Origin of the sequence: Marinicella marina (assembly GCF_030065545.1) — a bacterium.
Classification (GTDB): Bacteria; Pseudomonadota; Gammaproteobacteria; order Xanthomonadales; family Marinicellaceae; genus Marinicella; species Marinicella marina.
In genome coordinates this window covers 385,242-410,604 of the sequence record NZ_JASJNC010000001.1, presented here as the reverse complement: position 1 = coordinate 410,604, position 25,363 = coordinate 385,242, and the positions used below count along the sequence as shown (strand labels likewise).

16 protein-coding genes are annotated in these 25,363 nt (G+C 44.5%); 7 read left to right on the top strand and 9 right to left on the bottom strand.

All coding sequences use genetic code 11. From position 1 onward, the window contains the following. Positions 1–126: 126 nt before the first annotated feature. From QNI24_RS01875 to QNI24_RS01865, 3 genes are all read left to right on the top strand, one after another. Positions 127–1,134: an NAD-dependent epimerase/dehydratase family protein gene (locus tag QNI24_RS01875; protein WP_267175719.1), complete on the top strand. Its 1,008-nt coding sequence runs from the start codon at positions 127–129 to the stop codon at positions 1,132–1,134. Further along, on the top strand, positions 1,134–2,060 hold the full coding sequence (locus QNI24_RS01870) for a sulfotransferase family protein (protein WP_267175718.1): 927 nt from the start codon (positions 1,134–1,136) through the stop codon (positions 2,058–2,060). The genes QNI24_RS01875 and QNI24_RS01870 overlap by 1 nt, the downstream gene beginning before the upstream one ends. Before the next feature lie 260 nt (positions 2,061–2,320). Continuing rightward, positions 2,321–2,986, top strand: coding sequence for a class I SAM-dependent methyltransferase (locus tag QNI24_RS01865; RefSeq protein WP_267175717.1), 666 nt, complete (start codon positions 2,321–2,323; stop codon positions 2,984–2,986). Between the two features lie 18 nt (positions 2,987–3,004). Here the strand turns inward: QNI24_RS01865 and QNI24_RS01860 are convergent, their stop codons facing one another. The 9 genes from QNI24_RS01860 to QNI24_RS01820 all read right to left on the bottom strand — a co-directional run bounded on the left by QNI24_RS01860 (position 3,005) and on the right by QNI24_RS01820 (position 14,915). Beyond that, a complete protein-coding gene (locus QNI24_RS01860; RefSeq protein ID WP_267175716.1) occupies positions 3,005–3,970 on the bottom strand; it encodes a hypothetical protein in 966 nt (321 codons plus the stop codon). Further along, a complete protein-coding gene (locus QNI24_RS01855) occupies positions 3,967–4,953 on the bottom strand; it encodes a hypothetical protein (protein WP_283708468.1) in 987 nt (328 codons plus the stop codon). The genes QNI24_RS01860 and QNI24_RS01855 overlap by 4 nt, the downstream gene beginning before the upstream one ends. Positions 4,954–4,959: 6 nt before the next feature. After that, entirely contained in the window at positions 4,960–5,712 is a 753-nt protein-coding gene (locus QNI24_RS01850; protein WP_267175714.1) for a sulfotransferase domain-containing protein, read from the bottom strand. 58 nt (positions 5,713–5,770) lie between these two features. Beyond that, the gene (locus tag QNI24_RS01845; protein ID WP_267175713.1) at positions 5,771–6,547 is read right to left on the bottom strand and encodes a hypothetical protein; all 777 of its coding nucleotides are present in this window, start codon (positions 6,545–6,547) and stop codon (positions 5,771–5,773) included. 150 nt (positions 6,548–6,697) lie between these two features. After that, complete coding sequence (locus QNI24_RS01840) at positions 6,698–7,981, bottom strand: sulfotransferase family protein (protein ID WP_267175712.1); 1,284 nt, start codon at positions 7,979–7,981, stop codon at positions 6,698–6,700. Between the two features lie 125 nt (positions 7,982–8,106). After that, positions 8,107–10,257: an FG-GAP repeat domain-containing protein gene (locus tag QNI24_RS01835; protein WP_267175711.1), complete on the bottom strand. Its 2,151-nt coding sequence runs from the start codon at positions 10,255–10,257 to the stop codon at positions 8,107–8,109. Positions 10,258–10,338: 81 nt separating this feature from the next. Continuing rightward, positions 10,339–12,258, bottom strand: a complete 1,920-nt coding sequence (yoaA, locus tag QNI24_RS01830; protein WP_267175710.1) for a DNA repair helicase YoaA — start codon at positions 12,256–12,258, stop codon at positions 10,339–10,341. Further along, the gene (locus QNI24_RS01825; RefSeq protein WP_267175709.1) at positions 12,258–12,764 is read right to left on the bottom strand and encodes a tetratricopeptide repeat protein; all 507 of its coding nucleotides are present in this window, start codon (positions 12,762–12,764) and stop codon (positions 12,258–12,260) included. The genes yoaA and QNI24_RS01825 overlap by 1 nt, the downstream gene beginning before the upstream one ends. 63 nt (positions 12,765–12,827) lie before the next feature. Continuing rightward, positions 12,828–14,915 carry a transglycosylase domain-containing protein gene (locus QNI24_RS01820; protein ID WP_267175708.1) on the bottom strand — a complete coding sequence of 696 codons (2,088 nt, stop codon included), beginning with the start codon at positions 14,913–14,915 and terminating at the stop codon, positions 12,828–12,830. 79 nt (positions 14,916–14,994) lie between these two features. Here QNI24_RS01820 and QNI24_RS01815 point away from each other — a divergent pair, with 79 nt between their 5' ends. The 4 genes from QNI24_RS01815 to QNI24_RS01800 all read left to right on the top strand — a co-directional run bounded on the left by QNI24_RS01815 (position 14,995) and on the right by QNI24_RS01800 (position 25,357). Further along, positions 14,995–15,750 (top strand): hypothetical protein, encoded by a 756-nt coding sequence (locus QNI24_RS01815; protein WP_267175707.1) that lies wholly within the window; start codon positions 14,995–14,997, stop codon positions 15,748–15,750. A gap of 148 nt (positions 15,751–15,898) precedes the next feature. Further along, positions 15,899–20,227, top strand: coding sequence for a glycosyltransferase (locus tag QNI24_RS01810; RefSeq protein ID WP_267175706.1), 4,329 nt, complete (start codon positions 15,899–15,901; stop codon positions 20,225–20,227). 197 nt (positions 20,228–20,424) lie between these two features. Continuing rightward, the gene (locus QNI24_RS01805) at positions 20,425–23,103 is read left to right on the top strand and encodes a hybrid sensor histidine kinase/response regulator (protein WP_267175705.1); all 2,679 of its coding nucleotides are present in this window, start codon (positions 20,425–20,427) and stop codon (positions 23,101–23,103) included. Between the two features lie 196 nt (positions 23,104–23,299). Continuing rightward, on the top strand, positions 23,300–25,357 hold the full coding sequence (locus QNI24_RS01800) for a TonB-dependent receptor plug domain-containing protein (RefSeq protein WP_267175704.1): 2,058 nt from the start codon (positions 23,300–23,302) through the stop codon (positions 25,355–25,357). Positions 25,358–25,363: the final 6 nt, after the last annotated feature.

Here is a 25,363-nt window from a genome sequence, read left to right as displayed (position 1 = left end):
AGATGTGGCATGTGCTTACATAGCATCTTTCGATAAATTTCGCAGGATTAAGGTTATAATTGAACCCATAAGCACCATTTTTGCAGTGGTTGTCTTTACAATTAAATTCACTTAACCCATTAACTTATGTCAAGCCCCCAAACAACCAACCTTTTTCATTCAAAAACCAACAATGTAGTTATTTTAGGGGGAGCTGGTTTTCTGGGATTGCATATTGCTCATCAATTGACACAGAACAACCAGAGGGTCATTTTGCTTGACTCTTCATCGCGCATCAAACAAATACCCCAAGGGCTTCTGAACCATAATTGCCTCAAAAAAGTCATTGAGTACCCATATAGTGACGCCTCTGCGGTTGCTCCTTCATTAGATCAGGGGGATGTATTGATCCACTTGGGCTGGTCTCAAGTGCCCAATGACAACCGCCAAAGTTACCAAAAGGACATCACCGAAAACTTGGCGTTTACGGCCGCTTTGTTCGACTTGGCAATTGATATTGGAGTCAGCAAAGTAGTTTTCGCATCAAGTGGCGGTTCAGTGTATGGCAACTCAAGCAAATCACCCTTGACTGAAGGCTGCCCCACTGAGCCAATCTCTTCTTATGGCATCGCAAAATTGGCCAGTGAAAAGTATTTGAACTTATTAAGCAGAGGAACTGCCACTTTACCGGTGGTTTTACGCATCGGTAATGCCTATGGTTTACACCTTGCTCCCAATCTGACACCCACCGGACTGATTCCTTTTTTTATCTCAGCACTGAAGCAAAACATAACCGTAAACATATGGGGTGATGGCGAAGTGGTGAGGGATTTTATACATGTAAGAGACATTGCAGCTGCCTTTTGTGCAGCAATAGAAGCCACTACATTGAATGGCACATTCAACATTGGAACCGGTATCGGTACCAGCATCAACCAATTAATTGGTTTAATTGAAGAAAACTTAGGAAAAACAGCACAAATAACAAACTCAAGGGGACGCAGCTGTGACGTCAAAGAGGCCGTTCTTGATGCCAGCGAATTCAGGCGCTTAACCCAGTGGTCGCCGCTAATAAACCTCAAACAAGGTGTGAATGAAATTATTCAACAAAAGCCAAGCACTGAGACCAAGCATGGCACTCAATACAGTAATTAATGAACCAATACTCAGATAAAAAAACTGACCCTGAAATGAACCCGAAACTCATGTTTGTCACAGGCATCCAAAAATCAGGGACTTCGTTACTGAACAGGGTACTTATGGCTCAAGGGTTCATAGAAAACCCATTCCTGCCTGAAGGTAAGTTGTTTTGGGGCGATGACCCAGTTACCAATCCCTCCTCAGCACCATGTGGTACTGTTTACCAAAAACACTTGGGTCAAAAGGGACATCAAATGTTAGCCGATGACTTCACACCTGATCAACATGAATTGTTGACTTTAAAGATTAAACGAGCCGCAGTTAAAACACCTGTTTTGATGAATAAAAACCCCAACTTAATCGTCCGACTGCCGTGGCTTAAAAAAGTCTTTCCCACATGCAAAATCGTGGTGGTACTGCGCGAGCCTGTTGCTAACATTTATTCTTTTTCCAAAAAGCTTTACCGAGAAAAACAGTCCGCTGCTGACTTTTGGTGGGGGGTCAAACCCAACAACTGGCAAAAACTGATTGATGAAGATGCATTGAAACAAATTGTCGCTGTGTGGCAGGCTGTTTTTGAATTTTTACTGCAACACATTGAACACGTAGACATGTTCATAAACTACCAACAATTCTGTGAGTCACCACAACACCACTTAGAACAAATTGCCTCGACATTAGGACAATCAGCGCAACAAATATCCTTACCATTTGAGCAGTTAACTTGTATGGACGATGAATTCAAAAAAGGCGGCTCTCTGGAGTCAAAAAACGTGTTATTACGTCGAGAAAAATCTTTCAGTATTTCAGCATCGGCCCCAGAAGAAATCAGTTACCCGCCATTCAGCACCAAGCAGATTAAATGGATTAAAGCTGAAACTGAAGCTTTGTGGCAAAAATTGAACACAACTATCAATAGTAATAAGCACCGTGCCGGTTAAAAGCAGAACTGCGGCGTGGCTTTTTTCTGTTATCTGTTATTTTGTTCTGAATTCACCTAAAATCTCTGGGTAAAACCCTTTGAGGCTGCTAAAATTCGCGCAACGTCTTAAAACTACTGGGGTGTTTGGTTGTGGTATGATTTTATAACTGCAACACAAAAACCCAAAAAATCAAGGTGATAAACTGACCTGATCTAACCCGCTTTAAGACAATCATAAAACTGTTTATTGCAACACTGCCCAGGAGAGGAGAAACAACCATGTTTGAGAAAAAATTGATTGATTTTTTTACCAATGGAAAACACCGAAGAATCAGTAAATGGTTACACTACTTTCCTGTTTATGAAACCTATCTGAGGCCCTACCGAAATAAACCTATCAAAATGTTGGAATACGGCATTGGTCACGGTGGTTCATTACAAATGTGGAAATGGTACTTTCATAAAAAATCACAAATCGTCGGTGTAGATATCAAAGACCGCTGCAAAGCTTTGGAAGAGGATCGCATTGTGATCAGAATTGGCGACCAAGGTGATGTTGAAACCCATGACAAAATCCACGATGAGTTTGGTGAATTCGACATCATTCTAGATGATGGTGGTCACCACATGCATGAACAAATAGTCACTTTTGAGTGTATGTTTCCAAGACTGAAAGAAGGTGGGCTTTACATTGTTGAAGACTTACACACCAGTTACTCTGAGAAGCATGGTGGTGGCCTGGAAAAACCAGATACATTTGTTGAGTACAGCAAGAATTGGATTGACTACATGCACGGTTGGCACAAGCGATTCAACGATGACTTAGAGCCAAATTATTACACCGAAAATATTGCTGGCATGCATTATTTTGACAGTATTGTGGTTTTGGAAAAGAAACGCCGCACAAAGCCCATCACTCAAAGAAAAGGGCCAGACAGCTTTTAATTCAGCGCCCTGCCAAATTTACAACAACGGCGTTGATTTGAAAACCAGCGCCGTTTCTTGTTCAATACTTGTCACTGCAGAACGGATCATTTCATGTTCAACCTGGAATTGGGGCAACTCCTTACCACCCTGATGGGCTATCAATAATTGTAGGGCATAATCTGAGATGGCACGTTTGATTTCCATCACTTTAGGATGACGCTTTTGGTGTAATTGATAATATTCATGCAGCTCATTTTCATTAGGGACATCATTAATCGAAAATATTTTTACCTGTTTTTTTCCACTGTTGGTGTATCGGTTAATGGCACCACAAAGGCCACCTAAATGACAAACATAGCCTTCTCCCAGGTGTGACACAGAGCAGTCCATTTGATGCATTACCAGCGACAACAATTTACAAGTATCAACCAAAAACGGTTCTTTCAACATAGCAATATCAGGATGTTTAGCCCAATTACCTGGCATTTGGCTGCGGCGAAAATATTGCTCAAAACCAATATTTTGCTGTGCCATGGCCGCACTTGTAGCGGCTCTGTTATAAACAGAGAAAAACGAAGTTGCCAGCGGAGTCCCGGATTGAGTGCGGGTCGCTGATGCCGCAAAACCTTTGTAATCGACGGCTGTATTTTCAGGCCGATCACCAAAACAGACCACATCATGTTTTGCGGTATGCTCGCCTATCAAATCTGCCAAGTTTTGGGTTGGAAATATGTCATGATCGGCAAAACAGAAATACCGATCATCGCTGACAGCAAAGGCATGGTTCAATGCTTGTCCATGACTTAAAATGCGCTTGGAGGGGATATCCAGTAAGCGCACAAAATCATATGCTGCTGTTAGTTCTTGCAACTGTTGGAACTGCTGTTGATCAAATCCGTTAGCCACCAAAGTTACCCGCTCAAAGCCGTGTTGATGAAAAGCCAAAGACAGGTTCAAAAGATAGGGAAAAGTATGTGGCAAATGGACTATATGAACGTTCACGGAAACTCCTGATAATAACGCCCTATGGCATCAGATATTAAACCGATTTTAGCAATGAAATCTTGGTCTGAGAGGTCATGAGTGGGCATGGGAGTATGGTCAACATGATGAGAAATTAATTGAAAACAGTACCTGGCAGCTGCCAATCTTTGCTGTCTTCGCAGATAAAAAATGGCATGCTCTGGTTCGCGTTGTGAGTTAAGGTTGAACAGCCATGAATCAGCACCGGCAATTTGATACAAGTCTTCATCAGTTAAGTGATAAGCACTGTGTACCAACTTCCTGTCGCCATTCAACATCCAAGAACTTAAGCCACCGACATGCAACAAGCTGGCGATGTTTTTATGCTCGAACGGAACTTGTTCTAACTCCATGGCTGCAGTCAGGGCTTTGCCGGTGTCCAACTTCCTGCTCTGCTCATTGATGCCCTTGCCTAACAACAGCTGACGAAGGTCAGTTGAGTGAATTTGATTGTAGGTGATGTTATCAAAACCTATATCATACTTTGCTCTTACCCTTTTTAAGGTACTGGTTTCATACACACAGAAAAAAGAAGCCATATTGGGACTGCCATCTGGCCACTTGTTGCAGCGGCCGAGCACACCTTTGACTTCACTGTCATCCCAAAACATGGCGTCACAAGATGAAATCGCTTTTAATTCTGATGCAGGATAGATATCACAAGCATCATCGTCGTGTGAAATGATGTCTGAATCACAAAAGCAAAACCATGGGGCACTGTGTTGAGCCAATAAATAGTCCAACGAGGCACCATGCGACATGACTTTTTTAGTCGGCAAATTAATCAAGTCACAACCTATTTGTTCTGCAAACAGAGTCAAATCGGTTGACTCTGTTTGATCCAATCCATTGGCGACCAGGATCACTGTCATGTCTTTTCGGACCTGTAATGACCATACGGCGAATTTAAGGTACTTTAATGAACGCGGCGTGATGATGATATAAAAAGGTAGGGTTTGCATGGCTTATTACTCTGTCATCCAAGGGTTTTGATGCCAACCCAACAACTGATGCAGGTGGTTCATCTCAAAGGCCAATTCTTGCTGCAATATATCGTTGGCAACAGCAGTGGCTTGGTTGCGGTATTTGCCCTTATGTACGTGCTTCATCTGAGTGGTTTGCAGCCCTGAAATACCCAGTGCTGAAAGGCTTTGGTAAATTGATTGTGTTGGATTTTCCCACACCCATTCGGCCGGCCAAATATGACATTGTGATTTGGGAAAAAAGCGCCACAAATGTTCCAATTGTTGATGATAACGACTTCTGCCGATATAAGCAAATCGGTCGTGTGACCGGCTGTCACTTTGTCCTGATAACTCCATTTCTAAAGCCGCTTCAAAACTTAAATTTTCCGTTTTGCGATTGACCTCCATATTCCATGCTGAAAATGCGCGGTCTATGGGGTTTCTTAAAAGCAGAATCCATTTGGCCTGTGGGTTATAACAATGAATTCTTGCCACAGCTTGGTTGCGAAAAATGTAATCAGGTGAAACATCGCAGAGGAAATGAGTTTGAGCTGTTACCTTAAAGTCATCGTGATAAGTCTGTAAGGCCACTGCATTTGGTCGCAGTTCATCGAACCATTCATCGCGATCAAAAAAATGACCTTCCTTGCTTTGCTGGACAGCAATTTGAGGCAGCTTACGGAACATCTCTGTGACCGAACGTGTGCCTGACTTTTGGGCACCGCCAACAAACACTGTGACTTTTTTATCTGACATAGGCAAGAAAAAAGGCGGTTTAGAACCGCCTTTTTATTATTTCATTGATTGGAATCTATTATGGAGTTGGAATAGAACCAATGAATGTTTGACGACGTGATTCAAATTCGTCAAAACGAATAACTGTAGTACCGAAGTCATCAGCAAAACGCTGCGTTGAACCTGTAGAACCTAAGTTAGCACGAATCACACCTTCCATTGAATCGTTGTCAATACCAGTTTGTTCCCAATCTGGAGAAGCTTCTGTGTCATTGTTAACCCATAGACGACAAGCACCATCACCAGCACCTACTTGGACTTCACCTTCGATCACATTCCAGCCAGCTTGCAAAGCAACTGTACCTGGGTTAGCACCATCACCAAAACGGGCACGTGCACCAGTTGAGTTGAAGTCACGACAGAAACCACCTAAACGAGCACCTTCAGCAGTACCAACGATGAACATTTGTAACAAAGCAGGACGCGCACGTGGATCAATGGCTGGGTCGACTGAGTTGTTGTTGTTACCAGCAACGAATGCTTTGAAACGTTGTGCACCTACTGTAGAAGTAGTCAGAAAATCATCGGCTTCGAAGTAGAAACGGAAACGGTAGCTAGGCTCAGCTGCAGCCATGTCGTCACGAACCGTGGCAATACCATTGTTGTTAGGACCTTGCTGAACTTCCAAGGCACATGTTGTGCCAGCAGCACCGGTTTCAGTCACTGCATATGTACCACCATTGGCTTGGTTAGTTGTATCCCAAGCAACAGCTGGATCAGGACATGTACCGCCCGCTAAAGCGTTCAAAGACAAACCCAATAAGGCGCATGTTCCTGTAACTTTTAATAATTTCATTGTAATTTTCCTCTGTATAATATTGATTAAGCCACCATTACGATGGATTGTTATGATTATAAACGCAAAGATTCTGGCTTTCGGTCAATTTATTTTTGTTTTTTTAAGTTTTTTTCTAATCGACGATTTTGAGGCCACTTTTTTGTCAATTCAATTCATTGGGTTCAACTTCATGCCACTGATTGCCATCCCCACCACCCGCTCGTCTTTGGACTGATCTAACTCACTGAAGGGTTTGGTCTGGGGCAGCTTAAACACCAAGCGCAACAGCCCATTGGGTTGAATCATTGTTTTACTGACAGTGGCTTTGATGGTTCGGTGTACCCCTTTGGCTTCTGTCGCCCACTGCAGTGGGTGTTTGTTTGCATAGATGCTCAAATCATCTAACACTTCGGTACTGATGGCATGAATGACTTCAACAGTCAATTCATAGTTATTGGGTTTTAGCCAAAAATCAATGCTGCTGCTTGCGTCCGGGCCGGTCCAGCGACATTGACCTCTGCCGCCTTGTATGGGTTGACGGCGATGCCAACCTGTGCCTTTCAATGGTTGGTCAAATTGATAGTCTATGCTTTGTTCTTGGGGATTATTGCCCTCCGCTTGGTAATACAAATCAAGTTGATCATCCAATGGTTGGCTGGTGCTTGTTTGGTATTTTTTTAAATCTGCCACCATTGCCTCAAAACGTTGGTCAAACAATTGTGAGGCCTGTTCATACAGTTGGGTATCTAGTTGGTTAAGCTGCGCTATTAATTGTTTCTGTTGGCTCGATACGGTATTTTTTTTAGCTGCCTGGTTGAGCTTCTGAGTTTGCCTGATGGGAGGCCACTTCATCTGGTAGCATAACAGCCGCAATGAATCATCAAACCGCTCTAACAAACCAAACCAATGCGTTTTTTGAATAAAACTCCAAGCCCTTTTTAATCGTTCTTGCGGCGCCATCATGACTGGCTCATCAGCCAACAGTGGCACCAACCTTTCTATCGCCTTTTGATTCAAGAACACACCTTGAACCGCTGGATCTTGTTGAAAATCAAATGACAAAAACCGGGTCATGCGATCACTCGCTAAACACGAAGTATCAGGTTGTTGCAGAAAATCGGTCAAACTCATATTCTCATCTTGCACCAACTGATGGCCCATGATCTGCGGGGTGCGGCGCGTGAAGTGATAAGTCGATACAACCAAGTCCTCTGGCTGCCTGAGCATGGTCATCAACCAGCACTCAGCATCGGTGAGGGCTTTGATACCACCGCCACCAAAATGCCCCCTGTAAAGCCGGTAAGGCTGATTGCTTGTTGAATGGTTGCTCTCGACCCGAGGCCATACCCGTTCTGGAAAAACTTCATCAACTGAAAAAAAACGATCTAATAATGCAGTGAAGCTGGTGCCACCTGTTTTAGGAATATGGGCATAATAATAAGTCTGACTCATTTGGCTTTCTCAGCATGCTGTGGTTTTCATTGAGGCCATTGTAAAGTCTAAGTTGCGTGCTTGACAAAACCTTTATTTACCAGGTTTTTTCTCAAGGCTACACAAGGTCAACATTTAACGCCTGATCAAGGCCCATCAAAACCTGAGGCAAAGATCAAGTCCATGCGGCGCAGCGCTTTGATGGCATTGTTGACATTAGAAGCAGTTATATATGTTTGAGTTTCGCTGTCGGTTCTATCTAGTGAAATGATGTCGCGCGCGCCAAATTGGTTGTCAAAATAGAACCGGTTGGTAAAAGAACCAGCAGCATTGATGCGTGTCGCGATGAGTTGAGAATCGCTGCTGCTGACGTCAATCACTTCTGGAGTTATCTGGCTGGTCTCTGGACTCAAAGTAAAAGAAGGAATGGGTTGCCCTCTGTCATGAATGATTTGGCCGTTGAATGCAGCAGTTTGATCTCCCAGCATCCAAAGCCGCCCCACCTGAGACTCATTGAAGATGATTTCGGGCAGTTGATTGGCGTTGAAGTCTGCGGCGATGATGACGGTGGGCTTCACCACACCAGTAATCAACTGACTCTTGCTGAAGTTACCGCTTCCCAAGTTATAAAAAACCCAGATGTCGTTGCCGGCGAAGTTACCTACAATGAGGTCCTGTTTTTGATTGCCATCGACGTCGCTGACTGCCAGCGCCAAAGCGCCATCCATTTGATTATCTAGCAATTGTTCTGTGAACTGACTGCCACTCCAGTCAAACCACCTGATGCTGTCATCCAAAGACGAACTGGTCACCACATCAAGCTGCTCATCGTCATTGACATCTAAAAAGACCAGCCTGGCTGCATTGTTGGCCGAAGCCGTCATCAGTTGTGTGTTGAAATTAAAGGCACCGATGTTTTCATGGTACCTGAAACTGTCATCAAAGGCGCCGGCTGAAAAAACATCTACATCTCCATCGGCATCAAAATCAATCAAACTGACGCTTTGTGGCCCTTCCACCTGCTCAAAAACCACATGTGTACGGTAGCCTTGAGGGGTGCTTTCTGCCACATAAACTTTGTCTTCTCTGAAGGCAGCATAAGCATAATCGATGTCACCATCGGCATCGATATCATCAGCTTCTACATAATACGCCCCATCTGCAAAGTCCTCCCACACCACCGTTTCAAGATTGGCATCTATGGGTTCATACAGTAAATTTCGACTTTCAAAAAAAGCTTGGGTCAAAACAGTTGGTTGTGCATCGCCAGTGAAATCTGCTGTGTTTACATTGATGTAGCCGTCTCTGCTGCTGGCAACAACCTGTTTGGTGAAGGTGTTATTGAAATCATACTGATAGATAATGCCAAAGATGGTAGAAATACCCAATATTTCAAGCTCGTTGTCCTGATCAAGATCAGCACAATGCATGGCATTGGCACCGGGCAAATCACCATCGATGACTTTTGCATCGAAGCTGTTGTTGGATTGGTTTTCAAACAGAATCACTTGGTTGGCGCCTGTTACACCCGCTACAAAATTCGGGAATTCGGCACCAGGCACGTCACAATTGGCGATGTATCTGACCCCTGTGAGCTGATCACTGATTAGAGTTTCGTTGAACATTAAAACCCCATCGCCACTGTATAGGCGAATGCTATTATCCTCCTCTGATGCCAGCATAAAATCTAAATTATCATCACCGTTGAAATCATCAACCAGTAATTTTCGAGGCCGCAATGGCGCCTCAGATATCACACTGGTAGCAAATTCACCCTGGTTGTTTTGGGTGTGTAACAGCACCGCATTCTCTTCAAATGACACACTGACTACATCCATCAGACCGTCGCCGTTAAAGTCACCAGCTTGGGCGTCCGTGGGCAGCAATACTTGTGACGCTATCACCAGCCTTTGGTAACCCGTAGGAACAGCTTGTGTATCAGCAACCAATGCAATTACTTCTTGGGTTTCAATTGAGGGTATCAAAAAGTCAACTTCACCATCGTTATTTAGATCTGTTGCACTGACCCTAAATGCACCCATAACATCTTCGCTGATTACCTGTTGTTCAAACGCCAAATTCCCCTGATTGATGTAAGCCCGCAATTGACCGTCATCGATTGAAACAGATACAACGTCCATCAATCCATCTTGGTTGAGGTCCACAGGGATGCTGTCCACAATACCCACTTGCGATGGGCCATGGATGTATTCTACGGACCAGCCATCAGATTGGCTTCTGACCGGACTGGTCATAAAGCCCGATGCGGCAATCAGCAAGACTAACAATGGGTTCATGGCTTTCATTGAGCCAAGTTAACATGTTGAAGCTTAATTTTCTGTGAATTCATCGACCCAAGTGCAGCGCAATGATTTCAGCTATTCACTTTCAATCTGCGCCAAAAAGTCCAAGGCATCCTGGCGTTCGTGCGTGCGCTTCATGTCAGGTAAGGACTTAAGGAAACTGGGGCCGTATCCTTTGCTGGTGATTCTGCGGTCACAAATCACCAAAACACCTCGATCATCCTCACCCCTGATCAGGCGACCAGCCCCTTGCTTGAGGGCGATGATGGCTTTGGGTATTTGTAAATCATAAAATGCCTTACCGCCTTGTTTGTTGATGTGTTCGATTTTCGCTTTGAGCACTGGGTCACTGGGGTGTGCAAAGGGCAGTTTATCAATGATTACACAGCTTAAGCCGGCACCCGACACATCAACGCCTTCCCAAAAACTGGCTGCACCCAACAACAAACCATTACCAGCCTCACGGAAGGCCTCAAGCATTTGGTTGCGATCACTTTGGCCTTGAACAAACAGCGGCTTATTTGACTTGTCTTTAAAGTAGGCAGCAGCCATCTGCAGTGAACGGTGTGATGTGAACAGAAAAAACACCCCACCTTTGGCTTGTTCTATCAACGGCAACACATATTCAAACATGCTTGGATTGAACTCAAAATCATTCGGCTCAGGCAGCGTTTTGGGTAACAACATCAGCGCCTGTTTCTGATAATCAAAAGGACTGTCTAACAACAATGTTTCGGCATCATGAAACCCGGTTTGTTTTTGGTAATGGTCGAAGTCCTGATTCACCGTCAAAGTGGCGGAGGTCAACACCCAGCTGGTGTCAATCGCTGTTCTGAATTCGGTCAGTGGATCAGCAATCTCCAACGGAGATTTATGCAAAGCAAAATACTTTTCCCTGGCCTCAAACCAATAAATAAAATTATCCTCACGCTGTTGCATCATGTCTTGCAGTAAATCACCCATGGCTGTCAGTCGCAAATAACAGTTTTGTATGCCTGTTGACTGCACCACCAACGGCTCTGTTGCTGTGACCAACAAATTCATTTGGTGCAGCAGTAAATCAAATGCTTCGATGATGATGGGGGTTTGGAATAAACGGTTCGAGCTCTCCCGCTCTGGCATTTGACTCATGGCCAGCAATGCATCTCGCAAAGCCCTTTTTAATTGTTCATGGGGTTCTGAAATGGCCGCAAAAGCAGCATCAACCTCACCGGCCTCTGTGGTCAAGTCATTGAGCAGTTCAGAGACTTGTCTGGAGCTGAATAGTTGGCTAAAAAACCGACCAGCAATCTCAGGAATTTGATGTGATTCATCCAATACAATGACATCTGCCTGTGGCAACAGCTCTCCGAAACCACCTTGTTTGATGGCCATATCAGCAAACAACAAATGGTGATTAATGACCAACAAATCAGCGTCCAAAGCCCGGCGCCTGGCTTTGTACATGAAACAGTCGTTGTAGTGGTCACATTCTGCACCAAGACAATTTTCTGGGGTCGAGGTGATGTTACTGATCATCATGCGGTTTTCGATGTAGCCAGCCAACTCTGAAATTTCACCGGCGGTGGTTTGATGAATCCAACTTTTGAGTTTTTTGAATAAGGTTCGATTATCGGCATACCGGCTGATAGGCATCAAAGCGGCTTTGTGATAGCGATCAAGGCACAGGTAGTTACTGCGGCCTTTGAGTAATCTGACCTTTGGCTTGATTTTCAATAAATCCACCAGCATCGGAATGTCTTTGGTGAACAGTTGGTCTTGTAAGGTCTTGGTACCCGTTGAAACAATGATTTTTCGCTGTGAAACCAAAGCTGGTAACATGTAAGCAAAGGTTTTACCTGTGCCGGTGCCAGCTTCAACAATCAGAGCCGACTTTTGATCAATGGCGTGGGCAATTTGATCAGCCATCTTAATTTGTTGTGGTCTTGATTTAAAGGAGTCAAACTGCTGTGCAAATAAACCTTCATCTCCTAACAGTTCATCGTATTTTGACATCAAAAGCGGGCCGGTTTACGGGTCGAACAACTGATCAGAGATTCCAAAGCAGTGGCTTGTATATCAATCCGCCCCATCAGTTCGGCAGCCAGTGCTTGAGTGCGACGTGAACGCTCACACAACTCACCTTGGTCAGGCCCTTGATTCACCACCAATGACGACCAGTAAAGGGCTTCTTGGTAATCTGCTTCGGTCAAGTACGCCTCAGCCAGGTGCTGTTGGACCAAAGCAGAGTTCGGGCTGATTGACAAGGCCCGCTTAAGAGTCATGATGGCCTGAGAGCCCTGGCCTTGACTGATTGATTCATCGGCCTCCAGTAACAGCATCCTGACCGCTTCTGGAATCATCGGGTTAACCTGAATCAAGGAATCGTTTTCTGCTGATGGGTCGCGGATTGAGTCTTCAACATCAATGGCTTTGCGGTTGCTACAATTACTCAGCAATAAGGCAGCCAAAAGCAATACTGCATAGGTTTTAAGGAGGTTTTTTTTATTCTGTCTTTGCATAGGGCTCAATCATAGCTTTTGCCACAAATTAATCAAGCCGTTATTAGCTCAGAACAAAAAATGTCATAAGTTTTTGAACAGGTGCCCCCACAAAACCAAGGCACCACTGCTGCCTGAATATGGTGTTGCTTTGTTGTCATCTCGACCAACCCATACAGTGGCCAGGTAGCGCCGATCAAAGCCAACATACCAACTGTCTTTGCCGGCATTGGTGGTCCCAGTTTTACCAAATAAGGGGCCCGACAATTGAAAGTTGGTGGTCAACTTTCGTGCGGTTCCAGCCGTTGTGATCAAATGCATGGCGCGGTTGATGGCATCTATACTTTCAACGCTAATTTGGTGGTTGGTGGACTGTTGCGAGCGGCTCAAAACTTGGTTATTTTGATCAGTCACATACCTGATGGAATTAACGTATTGTTTTCCACCCCTTGATGAGAAAAGACCAAAAACATGCTGCACTTCAAAAGGTGTCAGCTCCATCGCCCCCAGGAACAACGCTGGGTGGCGATTGCGTTGTACTTGGAGACCCACTTGTTGTAGAAATCCAATGAATTTTGTCAGGGTGATTCTCATACCGAGCTCGACCGTAGCCTGATTGCGAGAATAAATCAAAGCATCCATCGCACTGATGGCGCCCATGCTTTTGCCATCCCAATTTTTTGGTTGCCAGGTTTTTTGGTCTTGGGTGGTCACGGTTAAAGGCGCATCTTGTAGTTGGGTCTGTAAATCAAAATTAGGCAACAGCTCCAAACCAGCTAAATAAACCAATGGCTTAATCAACGAACCAATCTGTCTTTTGGCCAACAAAGCCCGGTTGTATTGAGAGGCTGCAGACTGCGAACCTGAAACCGCAACCAATTCACCAGTATTGGTGCCGCTGACTAAAATGGCACTTTCAACGGTATCATCCAACCATGCCCTGGTTTGGCGGGCAGTTTGGGTGGTCTTGAATTGTACATATGGATCCATCGTGGTGAATATTCTCAAGCCATCACGACGCAGGTCACTGAGAGAGAATTGGCTGTTAATCTGTTTGCGAACCACATCCATAAAATCGTCAAAATCAGTTTTTAACTGACGCGATTTGGATAAACCCAAAGCACTTTGCTTGCTTATCTGATACTGCTCAGTGTCAATTACCCCAGTATCCAACCACACTTTGAGCACCACATCACGTCGCAACAAAGCACGCTTGGTTTGACGGTAAGGGTTATACCAGGAGGGGCCTTTGATGATACCAATCAGCAATGCCTGCTCAGCAATGCTCAGTTGTGAAACCGGTTTGGCAAAATAAAATTGTGCCGCTTCCACCACACCATGCACTGCCGCTTTACCTTCTTGCCCCCAGTAAACCTCATTGAAATAGCTCTCCAAGATCTCTGCTTTCGACATTTTGGTTTCTAAAATACTGGCAGCCATGGCCTCATGCGCTTTACGCAACAATGAATTTTGGTTGTAGCTGAGTTTATTCTTAACCAATTGTTGGGTGATGGTACTGCCACCTTGAACCACCTCTCCTGCCAACAGGTTTTTTACTGCTGCCCTGAGGATGCCAAACCATGAAACACCATGGTGGTTTTTAAAATCTCTGTCCTCAACGGCCTGTAAACCCCGAATCATGGTGTCCGGGATGGCTGCCAAATCAATCGGTAAGCGATTTTCAAAATCACTGGTATAAAAACGACCAATGATGTGAGGTTCTAAGCGTGCCAAAGGTGGACTGACAGATGCCAACTGGTTGTTTTTGATTGACAGGGAAATGATTTGGGCAGGGCTGTTTAAATCTGGAAATTGAAAGCCTTTGGAGTGAATGATGAAGCTATTGTTAGCAAACTGGTATTGACCACTTTGTGGTTTTTTATTGGTTGCGCGATAGCCCAACAAATCCAATTCAAAGACCAATGCCTCGGGTGATAACGCCAAACCCTGATACAGTTCCAGCGGCCTGGCATAGGCTACGGAAGGCACATCCCATTTATCTTGGACAATGGTGTCTGTGATGTAGTTGATGTAAAAATACCACGGCACCAACAACCCTGTCATCAGCCCAAAGCCGAACAGACAAGTGCGAATAAACCAAGCTCGCAAGGTCTTGGTTTGTCTATTTTTAGGGTGTTTTTTCTTGGTCAAAGCAGTTTTGATGCAGTTCACAAAAATACATGCCGCATGTTAACATGAGATTAAACTGTTGTGACTACAATGGTGTTTTTCTCAAAACAGGAATGGAAAGATGAAACTTAAACAATTGATTTTAACCACGGCCTTGCTCAGTGGTGCTGCGATGGCAGACTCAACTTTGACCTACAACAACGCCGATGGTCAAGAGCAGAGCAAAATGTATCTAACTGATGGCATGGCAAAAATGACCAGTGATGCTGAATACAGTACATCATTGATTTTTGATGCCAAAGACAATTCCTTTACCATCATCAATCATCAGGACAAAAGTTATATGGTTTTTGGCGAAAAGGAAATCGCTGCTTTGAGTGATGTGTCAGCCATGATAGACAAAATGGTTGAAGAACAACTGGCTCAAATGCCAGAATCTCAAAGGGCTCAAATGCGTGGCATGATTAAATCAATGATGCAAAAACAAATGCCCAAACAAGCTGCCGCGCCTACCTATGAACTGAGTGGTGAAAACAAAAGCTACAACGGCTTTGACTGCCAGGAAGCAGTCAAGTTGGTTAATGGCAAAAAATCAGGGTCTTTTTGTGTTGCAGACTACCAAGACTTGGGAGTGGATACCGATGAGTATGCCGGTTTAAGCCAGTTCATGAAGACGGCTGAAAAAATGGCCTCCCAATTTGGCCAAGACCAGAGCATGAACTTTGAATCACTGGGTAAGAAACTGCCCGTTTATTACAACATGGAAGATCAAAAAGGCTATCTGACAGATGTTGATAACAGCGACTTGGATGACAGCGTGTTTCAAGTACCTGCCGGTTACAAGCAAGAGTCTTTACCGAAAGAAATGTTCAACTGATCAGGCCGCAGCGAATCATAAAGCCTCGCTTTAATGACGGGGCTTTTTAATGAGTGGTTGGTATTAGCTGCGCCAATATCTATTCTACTAAATACCACCTGAAACTATAAAAGCGACCCGCGATGCTGAATTTTGGTAGAATGCGCGGATGTTTGAAAATGTTCATATAGTCTCTTACAACTGTGCCGAAAATAAACATTCGGGTTTTGCATTGTCCAGCACCTGTGACGGCTTCAATGATGCACTGAAAAAGCAAATCCACACAGCAATTAATGATGACAATCCCATCATCATTATCAACAACAAGGCTCAACTGCCTTCACACTGGCAAACGCGTTTGTTACAACCGATGTGGCAAGATAAAAGCATCAAGCTCATCAGTGCTCTGAATATTTCAAACCACTTTCTCTCGCCTATTAAGCAACGCTTTAACGGCTCCTTATTACAGCTAGACAGTGCTCTTTTTGTGTTGCAAAAGCCGCACTACTTTCAAACCAAAAGCATCAACGACCATTGCTTTGCTGTCAGCAACAAACAGGTGTTGGCGCAACAGGATATACCTCGTTACGCAGTCAACAACTTGGTGGTAGACGTTCAGCCCAGCACCGACTTCATTGATGCACCTGATTTTTTTCAGGTGGGCGACCAACACCCATTACCCACACACCCACTGGCAAACATCCACCTATACATTGACGAGCTCAACCGTTTCATCATGCAACAACAATACCCCAATATAGATGGCAAGCCCATCGCCCTGCATGTGGTGATGGATTGGGGCGGTGGTGTGCATCAATGGCTGGATCATTTTATTAAAGATCACAATGAAGTGAATCATTTGGTTTTGGTCAGTCATGGCGAGTTTTACCGCCAACAACATGGCGAACAATTCAGCTTACACTGGGGTGGTCCAGATGGCCTTTGTATAAAAACTTTTCAACTGGCTGCGAGCATCGACAGCACGGTTGTTCAACACACTGAATACCAACACATTCTGAACAGCATCATCAAACAGTGGCAGGTCGATTTGGTGGTGGTTTCATCGCTGATTGGTCATGCCATGGATGTTTTGAATACCGGTTTACCCACGCTGCGGGTTTTACACGATTATTTCCCCCATTGGCCGTTACTAAATGCTCAATTAGATGCCGATTCAATCAGCCAAGATGTCATCAATAACGCGCTCAAATTAACTGCTAATGAACCCTTTGGGCCCATCAGTCCTGAACAACTCGAACAATGGCAAAAGGCTCAAAATCATTTGCTGGCAAAAGACAACATCAAGCTGGTCGCACCTGATCATTCGGTCAAAAAAAATTTACTGAAACTGCCGCACAGTGATGTTTATGAGAAAACCCTGATTATTCCTCATGCCATTGAAAAACTGGATGCCATCAATTACGAGCCAAGCAAGGAGCCATTTACGGTATTGGTCCTTGGGAGAATAAGCCCACCCAAAGGACAAAACTTAATCAAAGGCTGTATTGAAGCTTTTAGCAATCAACAAGACGTACAATTTATTTTGTTGGGGGCTGGTGTTGTTGGCTGTGAGTTTGAAACATTACCAAACACCGAAGTAATCAAAGATTATGACAACGACAAATTAACCGAAACATTACAGGTAATTTCACCACAAATTGCTGTTTTGGCATCACAAGCCTCCGAGACATTCAGTTATACCTTGAGCGAATTACAAATGAGCGGTATACCAGTATTAGCTACTGAACGTGGGGCCTTTCGCAACAGAATCAAAGCCGGTGTCAACGGCCAGTTTTTTGCCAACTCCGTTGCTCAACTGGCCCAAGCCATCAACACCTTGAAAACAGATGTTGACCAACTCAAAACACTCAGCTTGGGTGCATTAGAGACTGATCAGCCTGAATTGGTATCCACCAAGCGGGCTTTCCAACAACTACTACCGACCGATCAAGCAGCCAGCCAATACCACACATTTGGGTTACAACAACCCAATCCAACTCTGGGCAAACTGCAACAAACACTGGCAGAGTGCGAACGACTCAAACAGAGCCACATTGCCATCGAAAAAAACCTAGAAGAAAAAACCGGTTGGGCCCAAGACTTATCGGAACATGTCAAACACCTCGAGCAAAACATAGCTTTGAATCGCGATGAAATTCAAAAACTGTCTGATAAAAACACCGCGCTAAAATCACAACACATAGAACAAACCAAAGAGTTGATTACATCAGTCAATGAAATGAAAACTCATCACGATGAGTTAATTGCAGACAATAACCAACTCCTTAACGAAAAGCAAGCCGCTGAAACGCAGCTCGATGCCACCCAACAACAACTTCAGGAAATGTTGAACAGCCGCTCATGGCGCATCACCCATCCCTTGCGCCAGAGTACCACTTATTTGCGCCATAAAAGAAACGCCATCCGGTTTCGTGCCAACCAAATCAAAGGCCTTCCAAAGAGGGTCGTTAACAGCTTGCGGTCTAGGGGCTTGAAACAAACAGTTGTACTGGCCAAAAACAAACTCAAGAAAGCTAAAAAACCACAACTGGAAAAAGCGCATGAGGTTGCTGCTGATTTTAAACCTTTGACAATCAATGGCTCCAATCAACCCACCGTAAGTATTGTGGTGCCGGTTTATAATCAATTTAAACACACCTACCACTGTTTAGAATCTTTGGCGCGACTGGTTGATAAAACCACCTTTGAAGTCATTGTCATAGATGACTGTTCAACCGATGAAACCGAACAGGCCATCAAGCAAGTCACTGGCATCAAGTATCACAGACAACCACAAAATGGCGGTTTTATCGAGTCGTGTAACACCGGCGCCAGCCTCGCTAAAGGTGAGTATGTTGTGTTCCTGAACAATGACACTGAAGTGATCAATAACTGGTTGGATGAGTTGGTTTTGACCTTCCACACCTACCCTGATGCGGGCTTGGTTGGCAGCCAGTTGCTTTATCCTGATGGCCGCCTACAAGAAGCTGGGGGTATCGTCTTCAGTGATGGCTCAGGATGGAATTATGGCCGCTTAGATTCACCCAATGCACCCGAGTATCAACATTTACGAGAAGCCACTTACATCAGTGGTGCAAGTATCATGTTACGCACCGAGCACTTTTTTGATTTAGGTCAGTTCGATCAGCGCTACAAACCCGCTTACTATGAAGACACAGATTTGGCATTCAAAGTACGCCAAGCAGGGTTGAAAGTTTATTACCAGCCGATGAGTAAAGTGATACATTTTGAGGGTATATCTTCCGGCACGGATCTCACCTCTGGTACCAAAAAATACCAAGTCATCAACCAACAAAAGTTCTTAGAAAAATGGCAGGCTGAACTACAACGTCAGCCTAATCCAGGTGCTGACATTGAGCTTGCTCGGTTTCAAAACAAACCCAAGCGCGTGCTGATTTTTGATGCCTGTACACCAACCCCTGATCAAGACTCTGGCTCATTGAGGATGATGAACTTGATGAAAATTTTTATTGACCTAGGACACCAAGTCAGTTTTGTGCCTGAAAATATGGCACATTTCAAAAACTACACCCAAGACTTGCAAAGAATGGGGGTGAATTGTATTTACGCACCTGAATACCCAACGGCTGTTGCGTATTTAAAAGCCAAAGGCAGCTACTATGAAACCGTGATTCTGAGCCGCTACTATGTGGCCAATCCAATCTTGCCGCTGCTGAAGACTTATTGTTCAGAGGCCCAAATTTGGTTTGACACAGTGGACTTGCATTATTTGCGTGAAACCAGAATGGCCGAGCTGGCCCACGATAAAGCTGCGCTCAAAGCAGCAAAAGATACCAAAAACAAAGAGCTATATGTGGCGGAAAACAGTGACTTAACCTTGGTGGTTAGCCCTTATGAACAACAAGTTCTCGCCAGCGAAAGACCAGATCTGAATGTGGCGGTTCTTTCCAACATTCATGAAGTTTATGGCGGTCACGTGGGGCATCAGAAAAGTGCTGGATTGCTGTTCATTGGCGGTTACCAACACACCCCCAATGTAGATGGGCTGTTGTGGTTTGTTGAACAAATATTTCCAACCATTCTCAAGGCCATCCCAGATGTTGTGTTGCATGTGGTTGGCTCCAAAGCCCCTCCAGAAATCATCGCATTAGGCGATCAACCTAACATCAAATACCATGGCTTTGTTGAAGACATTGAGCCATTGATGCAACAAACCAGAATAGCTGTGGCGCCTTTGCGTTTTGGCGCTGGAGTAAAAGGCAAAGTCAACATGAGCATGAGTTATGGTCAGCCCGTGGTGGGAACCAAAGTGGCTGTTGAAGGCATGTACACACAACACCGACACGATGTCATCATGGCCGATGATGCCCAGACTTTCGCAGCTGGTGTTATTGAGCTTTATGAAGACCCCAAACTTTGGCAAAAAATAGCTGATGGTGGCATCAAGAATGTTGAAAAATGGTTCTCTTTCAATGCGGCTAAAAAAGTCATTACAGCATTGTTGCTCAAGCAATAATTTTATTTTTTTGCATCAATTACAATGATTTGGCTGTGATTTTTCAAATTGTTACTAAAAAACACTATCGAGCTAAATGATATTTCGCTACAATCTTATGAATGAGAGGCGTATCTGTGGCGTTGTCATTTGCACATGAACAAACAAGGTGACTACGATACACGAACACTGCTGGGTTAATTATGGAGTAGCTGTTGATGGGACATTTAAAAAATAAAGCATTGTTGTTCAGCTTGTTGGCTGTTTTGATGTTGCTGCTGGTTTGGGTTGAAGTGGGTCAATTTCAATTCACCATGCTGTTGTTCGTACTAACCATGGGCGCTGGATATGCCTTTACTCTGCCTGTCATCAAAAATCGATTTGATGACGTATTTGCCCAACAGGTCTCTTGGATTACTCCCGCTGTTGCGGGCTTTTGGCTTTCCTTGAGTTTTTGGTTAACTGATGAGACCAGCGCACCGGTAATGAGTGCCTTGCTGTTGTCTTGGCTTTCCGGACTGTTGCTGTTTACCCAACTCAAATTGAAGAAAACTGGCTTATGTGTGGCATTGCCATTGCTCAGTTTTTTCATCATATTGCTGCTGGAACCACGAGAACAACTTGGTCTCTCAAGTCCTTTACTGTTCGCCTTTGTGGTGGTTTTAATAGCCAGCTATTTCATAGCGGCCATCAAGTATTTTCTTGCCGCGGAACTGAGCCCAAAGAAAAAGAAAAACGATCCACTGCCTGCCAGCCTAGCAAAACAAATCAAAAAAGCCGAAGACGCGGCTTATGAATCTAAAGTTTTGAAAGAACAAATCAAAAAGCTGAAAGTTGATTTGTCGGCAGCAGAGATGGCGAAAATGGAATTTTTAGCCACCATGAGCCATGAAATCAGAACCCCATTGAATGGAATCGTGCCATTGATTGACATTGTAATGGATACCGAACTCAATGCCTTTCAAAAAGATTACCTGACTACAGCCCACACTTCAGCTACGCAGATGCAAAAGCTGATTGATGATTTATTGGATTACTCGAAAGTTGAAGCAGGTAAATTGACCACGGAAATCACAGGGCTGAAGATCAGAAAAGTGGTGGAAGAAGTGATTGACAGCTTAGGTTCATCAGCTGAACGCAAAGGCTTAGATGTTTCGGTCAATTTGGATGACCAGATAAGTCCTTTGTTGCGTGGTGACCCCATTCGAATCAGGCAGGTTTTAACCAATATTTTATCTAACGCCATAAAGTTTTCTGACCACGGTAAAATCGTTGTCGATGTGAAAAAAGTCAAAAACTTCAGCAGCAAAGAGTTGATACGCTTTTCTATCAAAGACCAAGGCATAGGCATTTCTCCAGACCAAACCGAAAAACTATTCAACGCTTTTACCCAAGCCGATAACTCTTCAACCAGAAAATTTGGGGGCACCGGTCTAGGCCTGGCCATCAGTAAAAAAATTGTTGAACTGTTGAAAGGTCAAATGGGCGTGGAGTCTAAAAAAGGGGTAGGCAGCACATTTTGGTTTGAAATACCGCTGGGTAAATCAGCCGGTGATGCCATGCACGGTGGCACTGAAATACACCAACACCAAGCCATATTACTTAATACCAGCCCGATATTATTCAAGCGCATTCAAGCTGGATTAGAAAAAGCCGCTTTACCGGTTCAAACCTCTTTGAATTATCAGCATGCCCTGTCTCGGGTTCAAGCAGCTCGTGGTATTCAAGACGGTAAAACATCACTTTTATTCGTTGATTTTGATACCAATGCAAAAGTATTCCGGCAAATGCTCTTGTTGGTGGAAAAAGGTGAATTAGACGATGTTTGGATTTGTGCGTTAACTACCGGCGGCCACATTGCCGGGGTGAAGCAATTTAAGAACATCCAAGTGATTCATCCAGATAAGGACATAGAGCTGGTGATTGGTGAGTTCGAGCGCCGCTACTTTCCCGAAGAAGTCATGGAGTTGGATGAGGAACAAGAGGAGGCCCAAGGCTCTTTCGGCAGCGATGGTGCTGAAGAGGCCGATGGTGAAATAGATGAAGAGCAAGCACAAACAGCAGGTGAAACCAACTCATCAAAATCAACAGCAGACATTTCAGATACTATTTTGTTGGTTGAAGACAATGAGGTGAACCTCAAAGTGGCACAAAAGTTGATTGACTACATAGGCTTTCCTTTTGATGTGGCAGAGAATGGCATGGTGGCGCTGAATAAAGCCAAAAAAACACGCTACCGATTGATATTAATGGACTGTCAGATGCCGGTCATGGATGGTTATTTTTGTACCCGAAGAATCCGCAAGTATGAGGAAAATAACAAACTCAATCACACCCCAATCATAGCCATGACAGCCAATGCCATGTTAGGTGACAAGGAAAAATGTCTTGAAGCAGGTATGGATGATTACATGTCTAAACCATTGAATCGCTACATACTCGAAAAAACCTTAAAAAAATGGGACCCTTTGGCCGCTCAAAAAAAAACTAATGAGCTAACCAAGCTGACATCAACCCAAGCCAAAACCACAGACACAGACATCAATGCCAAATGGCTCAATGTGAAATCATTGGCAGAGATTCAATCTTTTATGGGTGATGAAACTAACTCTTTGTTGGATCTGTTTCAACAAGAGTCACCCAACATGTTAAACAAACTCAACACCTTTGCCCAAACTCAGGACTATAGCGAGGCGCGTTCCATTGCGCATACCCTGAAGTCCACGGGTGCCAACATTGGTGCCAGCGGTTTCAGCCACTATTGTAAACAGGTTGAAGCGGCGGCCATCGAAAAGAACACGCAGGCTGTTTTAAAAAACATTAAAAATGCCCGCAAAGCATATGTTTTAACCGTTAAGGAAATCAAAAAGTTTCAAGAACATCAAACCAGCACCTGATCCACTTTTCTTGGCCAAATGGCCTCTGTGAATTATCCAGCTGAGACCCTCGTGGTCGACTGTTTTGAAGTGTTTCATTCAGCTACCATTCAGATAACTCAAGTCATCAATAGATACCGCAGAATATCACTCTCGGACTATTGATTCTCGTCCATTTGCGTAGTAAATTACCCAGCCTTTGACCAAAAAACAGCCCATGAAATACACCTTTTTACTGTTGTTAATTGCCAACAATGCTTTTGCCCAAGAAATATCTGGCGAAGAAGACCAGAGCAAAGACATTGAAACATTGGCACCTTTGCAGGTTACTGCCAGCAAAACCGCAACCTCGACCAATGATTCGGCCACTGCTGTTTCAGTGGTAACCAGGGATGAGATTAAGAACAAACCCAACACCCTGTTACCTGATTTACTGCGCCAGGAGTCTGGTGTTTACATCCAACAAACCACGCCCGGCCAAGCCATTCCCATTATCCGTGGTTTAAAAGGCTCACAAAACGTACACTTGGTAGACGGCATGCGGCTGAACACAGCATTTTTCCGCAATGCCCCCAACCAATACCTGGCCCTGGTGGACTCTTTTATGACCTCACAAATTGAAGTGGTTCGAGGCCCGTCTTCCGTGCTCTATGGTGGTGATGCGCTGGGTGGCGTTGTCAATGTACTGACACATACACCTGAGTTTTACAGCAGTGAGTGGGACATCACTGGTCAAGTCTATAGCTCATGGGATTCAGCCGATGAAAAGTGGATTTCTCATGCCGGCGCTGATTTTGGTAACAACAAGATTGCTTCAACCATAGGCATCAGTTACCAAGACATCGGTCAAAGAACCACTGGCTCTGGCCAAAACATTCCTTTTACTGCTTACACTTCACGCTCAATTAACAACAAGTGGGTGTTCAACACCTCCGATTCATCCAATTGGATTTTTGACATTCAATACACCCACCAGCCTTCAACACCACGGGTTGATAATTTGGTGGCCGGTTTTGGTGAAAGCGAACCAGAATCACGGGTGTTTGAGTTTCAGCCCAATGAACGGTTGTTTTCACATCTTAAGTACACCTCAGCCAATCCCACTGGGTGGTATGACATGGCAAACTACCATGTGGCCTATCAAAAAATTACCGACAACCGATTCAGCCAACCCCTATCTGGCAACCGCACGGATACCGAACAGAACAACAGCGAACTGTTGAGCTTGCAGGCTGACTGGAACAAAGCCATCAATGACACCAACATGCTGGTTTATGGTTTTGATACCTATGTTGATACCATATCCAGTGCCAGACAGCGGGTTTTGGCAGATGGTACCGAAGTACCCAGAGACCCTAGATACCCTGATCAATCAAAAATGCAACAATTCGCCATCTATGCTGACTGGCACCAATACTTAGGTGACCACGAACTGACTTTGGGTGGACGACTCAGCGACTATGACATTGATTTGAATAGCCCACAAATAAGCGATGATCAACTGGACTTGACAGACTTCACTTGGCACGCCAGTTGGCTCTATAAAATCAATGATGCAGACCGTGTTTTTGTTAATGTTGGTCGTGGTTTCAGGCCACCTAATATATTTGATTTGGGCCAAGTGGGTGAACGCTCTGGCAACCGCTTCAACATAATCAACCCAGATTTGGATCCCGAATCGGTGTTGTCATTCGATGTCGGCTTTAAGCACGCTGGCAACGGTTGGCAAGCTGAGATAGTGGCCTTCGTCTCACGCTACCAAGACGTCATAGCTTCGGTTGAAACCGGCGAATTGACTGCAGATGAGCGCATCGTGGTGCAGTCACAAAACATCAACGAAGTTGATATTTATGGCATCGAATCAGAACTGAACTACTACTTTGATAATGGTGGTCACTTATTCGCCAACGTCACATACACCCACGGTACCGAAGACACCAGTGATGGCGAAGGGCCAGCTGATCGCATTCCACCGACATTTGGTGTGATAGGCTACCAACAAGACATCAGTACAGAATGGAACTTGCGTTCACAAGTTCGATTTGCTGAAACTCAGGACCGTTTGAGTGCGCGAGATTTACGCGATGCACGCATCAATCCATTTGGCACAGGTGGCTTTGTGGTATATGATACCCACTTCACTTGGCGCCCTGCAATCAACAGTCAAATCAGACTGGGTGTCGAGAACATTTTTGATAAAAAATACCGCGAACATGCGTCCGGGCTTGATGCCCCAGGACGAAACTACCATGCTTCGTTTTACTACGATTTTTAAGGGTTA

Excerpts from the sequence above, each read along its gene's own strand:
- QNI24_RS01875 (WP_267175719.1), top strand. The coding sequence starts at position 127 with ATGTCAAGCCCCCAAACAACCAACCTTTTTCATTCAAAAACCAACAAT.
- QNI24_RS01810 (WP_267175706.1), top strand. The coding sequence starts at position 15,899 with ATGTTTGAAAATGTTCATATAGTCTCTTACAACTGTGCCGAAAATAAA.
- QNI24_RS01815 (WP_267175707.1), top strand. The coding sequence starts at position 14,995 with ATGAAACTTAAACAATTGATTTTAACCACGGCCTTGCTCAGTGGTGCT.
- QNI24_RS01845 (WP_267175713.1), bottom strand. The coding sequence starts at position 6,547 with ATGAAATTATTAAAAGTTACAGGAACATGCGCCTTATTGGGTTTGTCT.
- yoaA (WP_267175710.1), bottom strand. The coding sequence starts at position 12,258 with ATGTCAAAATACGATGAACTGTTAGGAGATGAAGGTTTATTTGCACAG.
- QNI24_RS01870 (WP_267175718.1), top strand. The coding sequence starts at position 1,134 with ATGAACCAATACTCAGATAAAAAAACTGACCCTGAAATGAACCCGAAA.
- QNI24_RS01825 (WP_267175709.1), bottom strand. The coding sequence starts at position 12,764 with ATGCAAAGACAGAATAAAAAAAACCTCCTTAAAACCTATGCAGTATTG.
- QNI24_RS01865 (WP_267175717.1), top strand. The coding sequence starts at position 2,321 with ATGTTTGAGAAAAAATTGATTGATTTTTTTACCAATGGAAAACACCGA.
- QNI24_RS01850 (WP_267175714.1), bottom strand. The coding sequence starts at position 5,712 with ATGTCAGATAAAAAAGTCACAGTGTTTGTTGGCGGTGCCCAAAAGTCA.
- QNI24_RS01805 (WP_267175705.1), top strand. The coding sequence starts at position 20,425 with ATGGGACATTTAAAAAATAAAGCATTGTTGTTCAGCTTGTTGGCTGTT.
- QNI24_RS01855 (WP_283708468.1), bottom strand. The coding sequence starts at position 4,953 with ATGCAAACCCTACCTTTTTATATCATCATCACGCCGCGTTCATTAAAG.
- QNI24_RS01835 (WP_267175711.1), bottom strand. The coding sequence starts at position 10,257 with ATGAACCCATTGTTAGTCTTGCTGATTGCCGCATCGGGCTTTATGACC.
- QNI24_RS01840 (WP_267175712.1), bottom strand. The coding sequence starts at position 7,981 with ATGAGTCAGACTTATTATTATGCCCATATTCCTAAAACAGGTGGCACC.
- QNI24_RS01800 (WP_267175704.1), top strand. The coding sequence starts at position 23,300 with ATGAAATACACCTTTTTACTGTTGTTAATTGCCAACAATGCTTTTGCC.